The 11,726-nt window shown below is 59.2% G+C and carries 8 protein-coding genes and 1 pseudogene; 4 read left to right on the top strand and 5 right to left on the bottom strand.

Annotated elements, in window-relative coordinates:
- Both QCE79_RS38165 and QCE79_RS38160 read left to right on the top strand, forming a co-directional pair.
- The coding region (locus tag QCE79_RS38165; protein ID WP_309854077.1) for a hypothetical protein at positions 1-181 on the top strand (181 nt) is incomplete at its 5' end.
- A gap of 330 nt (positions 182-511) precedes the next feature.
- Positions 512-949, top strand: coding sequence for a response regulator (locus tag QCE79_RS38160; protein ID WP_309854075.1), 438 nt, complete (start codon positions 512-514; stop codon positions 947-949).
- Positions 950-1,198: 249 nt separating this feature from the next.
- Here QCE79_RS38160 and QCE79_RS38155 read toward each other — a convergent pair whose 3' ends face one another.
- Positions 1,199-3,643 carry an ATP-binding protein gene (locus QCE79_RS38155; protein ID WP_309854073.1) on the bottom strand — a complete coding sequence of 815 codons (2,445 nt, stop codon included), beginning with the start codon at positions 3,641-3,643 and terminating at the stop codon, positions 1,199-1,201.
- A gap of 258 nt (positions 3,644-3,901) precedes the next feature.
- Between QCE79_RS38155 and QCE79_RS38150 the strand changes: the two genes are divergently transcribed.
- Both QCE79_RS38150 and QCE79_RS38145 read left to right on the top strand, forming a co-directional pair.
- Complete coding sequence (locus tag QCE79_RS38150; protein WP_309854070.1) at positions 3,902-4,216, top strand: hypothetical protein; 315 nt, start codon at positions 3,902-3,904, stop codon at positions 4,214-4,216.
- A 118-nt stretch (positions 4,217-4,334) separates the two neighbouring features.
- Complete coding sequence (locus QCE79_RS38145) at positions 4,335-5,933, top strand: CocE/NonD family hydrolase (protein ID WP_309854067.1); 1,599 nt, start codon at positions 4,335-4,337, stop codon at positions 5,931-5,933.
- Positions 5,934-5,991: 58 nt separating this feature from the next.
- Here the strand turns inward: QCE79_RS38145 and QCE79_RS38140 are convergent.
- The 4 genes and pseudogenes from QCE79_RS38140 to QCE79_RS38125 form a co-directional block, all read right to left on the bottom strand.
- Positions 5,992-7,026: pseudogene (locus QCE79_RS38140) on the bottom strand (integrase core domain-containing protein).
- Positions 7,027-7,517: 491 nt separating this feature from the next.
- A complete protein-coding gene (locus QCE79_RS38135; protein WP_309854064.1) occupies positions 7,518-9,929 on the bottom strand; it encodes a TonB-dependent siderophore receptor in 2,412 nt (803 codons plus the stop codon).
- Positions 9,930-10,047: 118 nt separating this feature from the next.
- Positions 10,048-11,070 carry a FecR domain-containing protein gene (locus QCE79_RS38130; protein WP_309854062.1) on the bottom strand — a complete coding sequence of 341 codons (1,023 nt, stop codon included), beginning with the start codon at positions 11,068-11,070 and terminating at the stop codon, positions 10,048-10,050.
- Positions 11,071-11,151: 81 nt separating this feature from the next.
- Positions 11,152-11,726: sigma-70 family RNA polymerase sigma factor (locus QCE79_RS38125; protein ID WP_309854059.1), on the bottom strand; the 575-nt coding region annotated here is incomplete at its 5' end.

Raw genomic sequence — 11,726 nt, 5'->3', positions numbered from 1 at the left:
ATTCATGCGCGGTTCCGCACGGTTCGCCCGGACGCCGATCATTGCGTACACCTCGCTCGCCGGGGCAGAGGTGATCGCGCGCGACAAGGAGGTGGAAATCGATGCCTTTTGCCGAAAGGGGCACTCGCCGCCTTCGCCAGTCGCGCTAATCGAGCATGTTGCGCCTCTCGGATTGTCTTAGCGAAGCGAAGCTTGGCCGGTTCGCCAAGCCGTCTTTTGCCAATGACCAACGATCGAGACGACCTTGCTCCCGCGAAGGCCGCCCGCTGGCGGAGTGCAAAATACATAGAATATTGGTCAGTTTCCCACGCTTCGCTAGACACGAGACAGTATCGGACCTCACAAAAATAGGGGCGCAACGCCCGTTGATTTGTCGGGCTAGAATAAGTATGTAGGATATGACGCATGCGGCTGCTGGGATTGCCTGAGCTGGTCGACAAGGCAATGCCAGGCAATTCCCCGACGTATGGGGACAGCATGAAAGGACGGCGAACCGCAATACGAGGAGACGGTGAGGCAGGTACGTAGATCCCGTGGTCAATGGTCGACACGAACATTTGACCATCGAGCCGTTCTTACGGCCGTTGTCGTTGATGACCAGGAGTTGGTCGCAGACAGCGTGGCGGCGGCGCTCGACACGGCGGGCCTCGAAGCGCACCCGGTGTACAGCGGTCCGGCGGCAGTCGCCTCATGCGCAATGCTGCGCCCACAACTTGTACTGTTAGATATCTCTATGCCGCAGCAAGATGGATTTGTTACCGCAGCAATCCTGCGCCGCACGCAGGCCGCCCGTGACGTCATCATTATCGCCTACACCGCATTTGATGAGACATTCGTTCGTGCCCGATCGGAAGTGGGCGACTTCGATGGCTATTTTCAAAAAGGTCAACCAATCGACGCCTTGATCGCCCTCATACACAGTTTTTCCTCCTCGCCGCGCGTTGCCTAGCGGTAGCGTTTGAGGCATTAACGCTTCACGTCAAACACATGAAGTCGGTGACTTTCCGGCGCTGGCGGTTCTAAGCTTCCTGCTGTGTTGGAGTGCAGGAAGGAATTTGCCGCGATCTTCTCCAACGTCAAAAAGATGATCACAGAGACAAGACTGTCTGCTGACTTCGAGGCGCCGAGCATTTCTTAAATAACGAGGCGTATGGCGTATCGCGTAGGGCTAAAGCGTAGGGCGCATTGCTATAGGCCGTCATGGTTCGCTAGCTCGGTGCGAAGCCATCGCACCAAAGAGAGTGAACAAGCGATTCACATCGAGCGGTTTAACAAAATGATGGTCGAATCCGGCCGCCAGCGCTTTATCTTTGTCCTGAGGAAGTCCATATCCAGTCACGGCGATAAGCACCGCGTCGGCGGTCTGCGGCCGGCGGTTAAGCTTTGATGCAAGCTCATAGCCGTCCATATCTGGCAAGCCGATATCTAGAAGGCAGACATGTGGGTGCCAGTTTTCGGTTTCCGCCAGGGCGCCGGCGCCGCTTTGAGCCACGCGCACTTCGTTGCCTAGCGAGTCCACCAACATGGCGAGCGTCTCGGCGGCGTCAATGTTATCGTCCACAACCAGCACGCGTAGACGGCTAAGCGAGGGCGAATCAGTTGTCGGTGGCGAATTTTCGACCATTTGTTCCGAAGCCGTCTCGACATGTTTCAGGCAGACGATGAACCTGGTACCTTGTCCCGGTCCGTCGCTGGCAAGCGCGACTGTGCCGTCGTGGAGTTGCACGAGGCTTTTAACAAGGGCGAGCCCAATGCCTAGACCTCCTTGAGAACGATCCGAGCTTCGCTCTGCCTGAGCGAAAAGGTCGAACGCGCGGGCAGCGACCTCTGGCGTCATGCCAATTCCATTGTCCGTAACCGTGATCCGAACGAACTTCCCCCGTACCGCGACAGAGAAATCAATCGCGCCGCCGTCGGGTGTGTACTTCGCGGCGTTGTTGAGCAGGTTGGCAAAGACCTGCGTGAGCCGTTTCTCGTCCGCTCGAACAAGTGCTGCGGAAGATGCGGAATGGAAAGTAAGACGGTGCCTTTTCAACTCAACCAGCGGTCGGACTTGTTCTATCGCGTCTGCCGCAACGCGGTTTGTATCCAAGACCTGCAGATTCAGTTTAATCAGCCCTTGGGTGACCCGTGACACATCCAGGAGGTCATCGATGAGGCCGGTCATGTGTCGGACCTGTCGCGAGATGATCTCGGACGCCTTGCTTACGCGGCGGGCATTGCTTGGCGCGACTCTCATCAGTTCGGCAGCGCTCGCGATCGGAGAGAGCGGATTGCGCAATTCATGCGATAGCATGGCCAAGAACTCGTCCTTGCGCTTGTCCGCACGCCGCAGTTGCTTTTCTGCGTCTACGCGATCGGTGATGTCGAGTTGCGCCACCACGGCGCCGACGATTTTGCCGTGGTCGTCTTTTATGGGCGCCCCGGTGCTCAGCAGCGTTCGAGTGGCAGGCGGATCCTCAAAATTCTCGATCGAAACGAGATCTCGCGTGTTTTCGGCGCCTTGCAAAACACGCGCCGATGTCCAATCCGCGGCGTTAAGCAATTGGCCATGCTTGTCGGAATGGTCAGCCCAACGCGATTTCCACATCTGGAAATCGTCGATCTTTGCTGGACGAGGATGTTCCTCCCCCCACAATTTGGCAAACGACCGGTTCACGCGCTCGATAGCACCGTGCTCGTCGCTGACAACGATGCCGATTGGTGCGGCCTCCAGTACGGCGTCAAGGCGACGTGTCGCTTCAAGTGCGGCGCGCGCAGCGGCGCGCGCGCTGCGCTCGCTTTGGAGCAGACGCTCTTCATTTCTGCGCTGTTCGGTGATATCGGAAAACAAGACACCGACTTGGTTTGGGACACTCGCATCAGGGCAAAAGGCATAGATATCGAACCAACGTCTGAGCTGGGAAGCCTCTCGCTGCGCATGAATGGGCTCGCCATTCCTGGCGACTGCGCCATAAATGTCGAAGAAGTGCCGATCGCGGCCCGGGATCAACTCAGATATCGACTTACCCTGCGCATCGGCAAGACCGGTCTGCAACTCAAACGCGGGATTGACCGTGAGAAAGCGGTAGTCGACGGGCTCGTCGGCTTCGTCAAACGATATCTCGATCAAACAAAATCCCTGGTTGATTGCCTCGAAGAGCGTGCGGTACCGTTGCTCGCTCGCGGTGAGCTGCCGCCGTGTCAAATGAGATTCAGTGACATCGTTCGTCGTATGAGAGACGCACAGCATTGTGCCGTCCGCGTCGAAGATGGGTGTGTTGACGGCGCTCCAGAACCGCTCTTCATAACGCGTCGATCCATCCTCGGCGGTCACCCACAAGGGAAAGCGCTGTAGCGGCATCCTTTGCGTCTCACCAGTCTGAACGGCGAGCGCGATTGATCGGCGCAACGCTTCAACGCCTGTGTCTTCTGCGTCAGCTTCGTTGTGACGAAAAACCTCAAAAAGGCTCCGCCCCACCATTTCTTCGCGAAGCAAGGAAGAGACATGAAGGAAGGCGTCGTTGACCGCAAGGACGGTCGCGTCTGCTGTGGGGGAGAGTAAGTAGCTGCCAACAGGAGCAGTGTTGAAGATTTCTTCGAAGATGTGAGAAGCCATAAGCGCGGGCGAATGTTGTACGGCAACATCGCTTGGAATGAGCATAGGCAACCCAATTGCAACAACCATGCCCCGGCGGAGAGGCTTGCACAACGCCATATCCCATCCCCAGCACATCAAGCGCGCTGTTAATAACTGCGATCTATCAATAGTCTTAGCCCGATATGAGTATATTATCGGGATAAGGTCTTAGGGTAAAATTGGCTATTTCGCAGTTACCTGAGGCGAACGCCCCGTGGCACAAGCCAACCGCGGCCTTTCGGCCAAGAGATCGCCCGCGCGGTCCCTTAGCTTGACGACAGCGTGACGCTCTGGCGTCGTGCGGCCAGTGCATCGCTTTCCGATCCAGCCGCCTCGCCACCTTTACCCATTCGGCCGAGCGGCGTCGAACTCGCGGTGCTGACCGCGCTGGCCCAAAGCTGCGGGAACGCGATCGTGGAGGACCAGCGGTTTTTTGCGGTGCTGGATTTCATTGCGGAATGTCGTGGCGTCACGCTTGTACAGCAGGCGCTGTGGGGTGAGCAGTTTGAAGACTTGTGGCTCGCCGGGCAGTTGCGAAAGGCACGACTGGCGTTCGAATACTCTACTGGACGTGGCCCGCACGATGACTACGCATAGAGCACGACAGGGTGTGGGGCCGCTGACGTTGGCGTTTCGTCGGATAAAGAACGCGTTTCGTCCTCAGGTGCGTTTATATGAGATACCCGGGGGCATCCACGCGGATTGGGATGTTCCCGTGAAGGTTCGTGACGGTACGATCCTGCGCGTCAACGTGTTTCGCCCGTCAAGCGGCGAGCCGGCGCCGGTGATCATGTCGGCTCATCCATATGGCAAGGACAGGATTGCCGCGCATAGTCGAAGCGGCCGCGCCATCGACCTGCAGTATCGGCTGTTTCCTCAGCCGCAGCCGGTTACTATCTCCGAATGGACGAGCTGGGAGGCGCCCGACCCCGGCTTTTGGGTGCCGCATGGCTACGCGGTGGTGAACGTCGATTTGCGCGGCGGAGGCACCGCAGAAGGCGTCGGTGAACTGTTCTCCGATCAGGAAGCCCTAGACTACTTCGACGTGATCGAATGGGTCGGGGCGCAAACGTGGTGTTGCGGGCGCGTGGCGCTCAATGGCGTGTCGTACCTCGCGATCAGTCAATACAAAGTGGCAGCGATGCGCCCGCCGCATCTTGCGGCCATTTGCCCTTGGGAGGGGTTCAGCGATCTGTATCGCGACTTTGCCCGTCCCGGTGGAGTTCGCGAGGACGGCTTCACGATCGTCTGGGACAAGGGACTCAAGCGGGGCGGAGTGGCGACTTGCACCCGATTTCGAAAAGAGATCGTCGATCGTCCGGATCGAGACGAATGGTACGAATCGACGGTTCCCAATCTTGAGCGCATCGAGGTACCGATTCTGGTCTGCGGCAGCTTCTCGGACCACTCACTTCACACACAAGGTTCGTTCGAGGTGTTCCGACGCGCCGGCTCGGTTCTCAAATCGCTCTACACGCATCGCGACGGCAAGTGGTGTGCTTTTTACAGCGAAGAGGCATCTGCCGCGCGGCTGCGGTTTTTTGATCACACGCTCAAGGGCCTCGACAATGGCTGGGACCGCGAGCCTGCAGTACGTCTGGCGATTTACGATCATGGGCCGGAACCGGTCACCGTTGTTGGCGAGGATCACTGGCCGCCCGACGATCTGCAGTGGCGCACGCTTGCACTTGACGCGGGCCGTGGAACATTGATCGAAGGATCGATGCAGGAGCAGGCGACATCCGTATCGTTTGATACCCGACGAGGGGCGGTACATTTCGTGTGGACAGTGCCGGAGGATATTGATGTGATCGGCCCCATGGCGCTGCGTTTGCACCTTGAAGTGCTGGGCGCCGACGATATTTTCGTTTTTGCAGGCGTGCGCAAGTATCGCGATGGCGTGCAAATGCAGTTCGAAGGCTCATTCGGCTTCTCGGCTGACATGGTCTCCAAAGGATGGCAACGCGCCGCGCATCGTGAGCTCGATGAATGTCTTTCCACCCCGGTACAGCCCGTCCACACCCATCGTTTCGCTGAGCCGCTGCGTGCCGGCGAGATCATTCCAGCCGATATTGCGTTGCAGCCCCACGCGACGCGTTTTCTCAAAGGCGACGTGCTTCGCCTCGACATCCGAGGCACATGGCATTTTCCGAGGGATCCGCTTCGTGGCCAGTTCCCTTCTTTCTACGAACGTAGTCCTAAGGCGGTGTGCGTGCTCCACTCGGGCGGTGAATTCGACGCTCGACTACTGATCGGCACCAGGCCCATTAGCGCGACGTCGGCGAAGAGCAATGCCCCTCGTATGCGCGGTTGAGAGAGGTGGCCCCGTACGGTCGGACAGTTTTTTCGATTTTAAGTGGAACGCTGGGCGGTCACGCTGCCGTTTTCATCGCGGGCAGCATCGCGAAGTAAGCTTCATCCGGGGTCTTGTCCGACAGACTTGAATGAAGCCTTTGCTGGTTGTACCACGTCAGGTAGTTAGCGATCGACTGCCGTGCCTGGTCGACGGACTCATTGGCCTTCAAATATATCTCTTCGTACTTCACGCTGCGCAACAGTCGTTCGATAAAAACGTTGTTCCGCCAGCTTCCCTTGCCATCCATCTACAAAGCGACCCCGCGCGACAGGACCGCGTCGGTGAAGACTGTACTGGTAAATTGGCTACCTTGATCGGTGTTGACGATCTCAGGCAATCCATATTTCGCGAATGCTTCTTCAAGTGCTGCACCGCATGCTCAGCTTCCATCGTGATCGCAACCCAGAGCGCTAAAACACGACGGCTAGCCCAATCAATCACAGCAGTCAGATAGACGAAGCTCTGTACCATAGGCACGAAGGTCGTGAGTGCGAACACCTGGTTGCTGCGCTCGATCTTCCCGTGCCGACGTGCTTACGTCCAACCACTATGCCCTCTCGCTTGAGCAGGCGCATCAACATGCGCGCCCCAGCAAACGGATGCTCAAGGTGCAACTCGTCGATGCGGCGCATGAGCGCCAGACCTGTGGCACCGACCGGGCTCGGCGCGTAGTACGCACTGGATCGACTGATGCGGACCAGCTTGACCTGCCGGGAAACAGGTAGGGGGTGGGCACGATCAATCATTTCTTTGCGCTCAGCAGGCCTGCCTTGCCGAGCGCGCAGGACAAAAAATCATTCTCCAGCGCCAATTGGCCGATCTTTGCGTGAAGCGTCTTCAGATCCACCGGCGGCTCAATGACGGGCACGGCCGCCGCGCCGAACACATCGGCCGCTCGTTCTTGCAACTGCCGCTTCCATTCTGTGATCTAGTTCGGATGAACCTCAAACTGCTGCGCCAATTCTGCCAGCGTGCGCTCGCCGCGTACGGCTGCCAGTGCCACCTTCGCCTTGAACGCCGCGGAGTGCGTGCGCCGGGTTCTCTTCGTCATCGTCTGGTTTCCTTTGTAGGCATTATGCCTATTTCAGAACCCAGCGATTCCGCCTAACCGACTGTCCAGATTTTAGGGGCCACCTCTCTACTGCGGCCATTGAGCGTCAGGTGAAGCAGATGATTTCGATTGTCGAGAAGCGTCGATGGACTCGTTGCCGATGCCAATGCGTCATTTGTTCTCCGAATTGCAGCATTGTGCTCGGTGTAGCTGTCCTGCCTTACCCTCGTTCTCGCTTTCGGTACGTCCGACCCGTCAACGCTTAAGTAACGCTTGCCAACCGCTCACGTGCTTTTGAAATCGCCTTTTCGAGAATGATCCTGGCTCGCATCCTTAAAATGCTATTCGCTGCTCCTTGGGATTCGAATTGGTCGGTGGCACAAGCCATTGGCTGACTTTCGGCACTTAATCGTCGTTCAAGCAGATGATCGAAAACTCCCGGCAGCTGCAAAGGGGCGGATGGACGCGCGCGGCGGCGCGCCCTCGTCAGTTCAATACCGCCAGGTCAGATTGACGCTACCATTGAGCGGCGCGCCGTATGTTCCATAGTTGTATTCGGTCGTGGCCCAATATTTTCTGTTGAGCGCATTGTTCAATGTGCCGGTGATGGTAAAGTGCCGGTTTACGTCGTAGCGCGCCATGAAATCGACATCGACATACGAGCCTTGCTCGGCTGTGCCCAAGCCATCTTCGACATAGCGCGTCGCGCTCTGCCAGCGCACGCTGCTGCCGAGCGTGAGCCTGTGATCGAAGAAGGGCAGGCGATACGTCGTCGTCAGATGCGCCGATTTGCGCGGCACGAAGAGCTGTGTCGACTGACCGTTGTCGTCGTAGACGCGCAGGATCGTAGCGCCCGCGCTGACGTTCCAGTCATGCGTAATCTGCCCCGACACTTCGGCCTCGACACCTTGCGACGTTGCGTCGCCGCCGGTGTAGTAGTAATTCGCCGTGTCTGGATTGAAGCCCGCTTGCGTCGCAATATTTGATTGCCGAATGTGATAAGCCGTCAGAGACGTGTTCAGACGGTTATCGAAGAATGCGCCCTTGATGCCCATTTCGCCGCTGCGCCCGCGAGCGGGACCGAGCAAGTGATTGTTGGCGTCGAGATCGGTCTGCGGATTGAAGATCTTGGTGAAGCTCGCGTACGCGGTGATCTGCTTCGTTAGGTCGTACGTGAGACCGATATACGGCGCCGATCCCGACGACTGCTGGTTGTATCCCGCGCCGTTGGAACTGCCGCTGCTGGCCGACTGTGTGTAGTTGATGCCGAGGAGCAGATGCGCGCGGTCTGTCAGCGTCCATCGCGACGACGCATAGAGCGAGCGGCGCACATCGAGATAATTGACGTGCGAGGTCGCGTCTCCGAAGACCGGTTCCGGATAGTTACCCGCGAGCAGGTCGGCGTAGGCGACGGGCACGCCATCGCCGTCGCCTTCCGCTGACGGATTCGTAAATTGCGAGCGCGAGAAATTCGCGCCGACCACGATATCGTGCGTCCGCCCGAACAGATCAAGTTTGCCCGTCACGTTCGAATCGAGCACCAGTTGCCGGTTTGACGACACATACGACGACGTGTACGAATTGACGCCCGAGCCGTCGGAGTTCAGCGAACCGTACGGATAGAAGAATTTCGCATTGTTGTAGATGTCGTTGTAGTTGACCGTGGTCTTCCACGTCCAGCGCTGCCCGAGTTGCTGAGTGAGTTCCGCGAACGCGCGCTGTTCCTGCGTGTTGAAGTACGCCCACTTCGGTGCCAGGCTCGTGCCCACGCCGTAACTCAACTGATTGCCCGATGCATCGAGCAAAGGCAGGCCGCCCCAGCTCGCGCCTTTCAACTGGTTGTATTCGTAGCTGCCGCCCACGGTCAGGAGCGTGCTCGGTGTGACGTTGATATCAACGACGCCGTAGACGATATCCTTGCTCGGCTGCAGCCGGTCGGTGAACGAATTGCCATCCTGATGCACTGCGACGAGACGGCCCGCGATGGTTCCCGCCTTGTTCAGCGGCCCGGAGATATCGACGTCGATCCGTTTCGTGTCCCACGATCCGTACGACACGTCGCCGGACGCCTGAATCTCGTAAGTCGGGCGTTTGCGAACGAAGTTGACCGTCGCGGACGGATTGCCGGTTTCTGCGTTCAGCCCGTCCGCGCCGCGCAAGACTTCGACGCGGTCATACAGCGACATGTCAATATCGCCGTATTGCGATGTGTATTCCAACGGCGTGCCGACGCCATCAAACTGTAGATTCGTGATGTGAAAGCCGCGCGACATAAAATCGGTCGCGTAGGAATCGTACGGTTCGACGGTCACGCCGGTTACGTGACGCAATGCATCGTTCACGCTGTTGAGCTGGAAGTCGTTCATCTCGGCGCGTGTGAGCACGGACACCGACTGCGGCGTTTCCTTCAGCACAAGCGCGATCTTGCTGCCCGCCGTGGTCGAGTTGATCGTGTAGGAACCGGTCTTTTCGGTCGGCGGCTGAACGTTGCCGCCGCTCGCGGTCACGCTCACGGCGGGCAGCGCCGTTTCGGCGCGGTGGGCTGCTGCCGTGGATGCCGCCGATGCTTCGCGGATGGTGACGGTGTCGCCTTCGCTAGCCGCGACGAGACGGTTTCCATCAAGCATGCGCTCGAACGCCTGCTTCACCGACATGCGGCCGGTGACCGCAGGCGCGGTGCGATTCGCCACCAGCGACGGATCGACCAGCACTTGCACATGCGCCTCGCGCGCCAGTTCGTTCAAGGCGCTGCCAAGCGGCTGAGCCGGAATCGAGAACTCGAGGTTCGATGCGGGTGTAGCGACAGCGGCGGTTTGCGCGCGGGCGTCGGACGCATCGAGCGATGCGATGGCGAAGACGATGGCCGCGGTCATGGCGGACAACGGAAAGCGAGGGTGCAGCATCGACGGCCTCTCCAGCGAGTAATGAAATAAAGGTCATTCCCGAAGAAGACGCAGCGCAGCCGCTAAACCTGACATCGATCGTTCATGTTTTTTAGTGGGCGAATGCGAACAAATGCGTTCAACCCGCGCGCACGATTTCGACGCCGCTGCCGCATTTGCGCACGCGCACTGGCAGCACGCGCGGCAACGCACGGATGAAGCTCGTGGCCTGTCGCACGTCGAAGCTGCCGGTGAGATGCATCGCTGCGACCGTTGGATCGTCGACGACGACGTGCATCGGCGTATAGCGTTCGAACTCCTGCAACGCGCGCGCGAGCGACGTGTCGTCAAAACTGACGCGGCCTTCGCGCCACGCCCCGACATCGTCCGGCGAGATCGATGCAACGTGGCCGAGGCGGCCATCGGCATCGGTGGAAACGCTCTGGCCCGCGACGAGTTCGACGCCGCTCGCTGCCATCGCTTCCACACGCACGCGTCCTTCCTCAACGTCGATGCGCACGTTGCCGTGCTCAAGGCCGGTATCCGTGCAGCGCAAGGCGAAGCGCGTGCCAACGACCGTGACCGATACGCTTCGCGCGAACACACGAAACGGCACGTCCGCATCCGATTGCACGGCGAACATCACCTGACCGCGCGTCACGTGGACTTCGTGGCGGTCCTCAAAGAAACGCGCGCCGAGATGCGTGTCGGTATCGAGTTGCAACGTGCTGCCGTCGGGCAACGCAACGGTCTGCAACTCGCCGCGGCGCGTGTCGAAGCGCCGCGCGAAGGCCGGCGTGCGGCGTGATTCGTCGCGCAAGAACTGCCATCCGAGCGGGCCGGCCGCCAGCGCGACCGCCGTTCCCGCGACGGCAAAACGCGGAACGAACGCGCGTCGGGCCGGCGATTCCAGGGCCCTCGACGCATAGCCATTTTTTAGATGGGCGATGTCCTCGCCGCGCAAGTCGCCGAGCGCGTGCCATGCATCGGCCACTGCGTCGTACGCTTCGCGATGCGCTTCGTCCCGCGCGAGCCATTCTGCGAAGGCCGCGTCGCCGAATGCATCGCGTTCGTCGCGGCGTTTGACGAACCATGTCGCGGCTTGCTCGTCGATATCGCGTTCGGCCGACGATGCGTCGGAAGGCTGGATGGGTCGTCTCATTGTCCTGTTGTCATCGCGCATGAAGCAGTAGACGCATGACGAGGCCGATACCTGATATCGTGGAGTTGGATCCGTACGCGATCAATCGGCGGCCGTGCGCGGTGGGAAGTCCTCGCCATCCCAGACGGCCAGTTCACGCCGGCAAGCCAGCACACCACGAATGATATGTTTTTCGACCATGTTGCGCGAGATGCCCATGCTTTCGGCGATCTGCGAATGGCTCAATCCGTCGAAGCGATGCAGCACGAACGCCTCGCGGCAACGCGGCGGCAATGATTCGATCGCCGCAATTAGCACCTTCGTCCGTTGTGCCGACTCGAAGGCGTGTTCGGGTTGGATGGATGCGTGCGCGGCGGGTTCGTCGTCATCGAATTCGCTGAGATGCTGAGTGCGCACTTGAGCGCGCCGGAACGTGTCGATAACCAGATTACGCGCGGTACGATAGAGCAGACCACGCGGGTCGGTGATCGATGTGCCCGACGCGTGCAGCGCCAACACGCGCGCGTAGCTTTCCTGTGCGATGTCCGCCGCCGTGTCGATATCCCTCACGCGATGTGAAAGAAAGCGTACGAGTTCGCGGTAATAGCGTTCGACCACTGGATGAGTATTGTGCTGTCCGACTCTGTCCAGCCGACGGAAGACGCACGCATTGTTCG

Source organism: Caballeronia sp. LZ003, from assembly GCF_031451465.1.
Taxonomy (GTDB): Bacteria; Pseudomonadota; Gammaproteobacteria; order Burkholderiales; family Burkholderiaceae; genus Caballeronia.
The sequence above is the reverse complement of the archived record's forward strand: the minus strand, read 5'-3'. Positions and strand labels throughout refer to the sequence as shown.

Excerpts from the sequence above, each read along its gene's own strand:
- QCE79_RS38135 (WP_309854064.1), bottom strand. The coding sequence starts at position 9,929 with ATGCTGCACCCTCGCTTTCCGTTGTCCGCCATGACCGCGGCCATCGTC.
- QCE79_RS38155 (WP_309854073.1), bottom strand. The coding sequence starts at position 3,643 with ATGCTCATTCCAAGCGATGTTGCCGTACAACATTCGCCCGCGCTTATG.
- QCE79_RS38130 (WP_309854062.1), bottom strand. The coding sequence starts at position 11,070 with ATGAGACGACCCATCCAGCCTTCCGACGCATCGTCGGCCGAACGCGAT.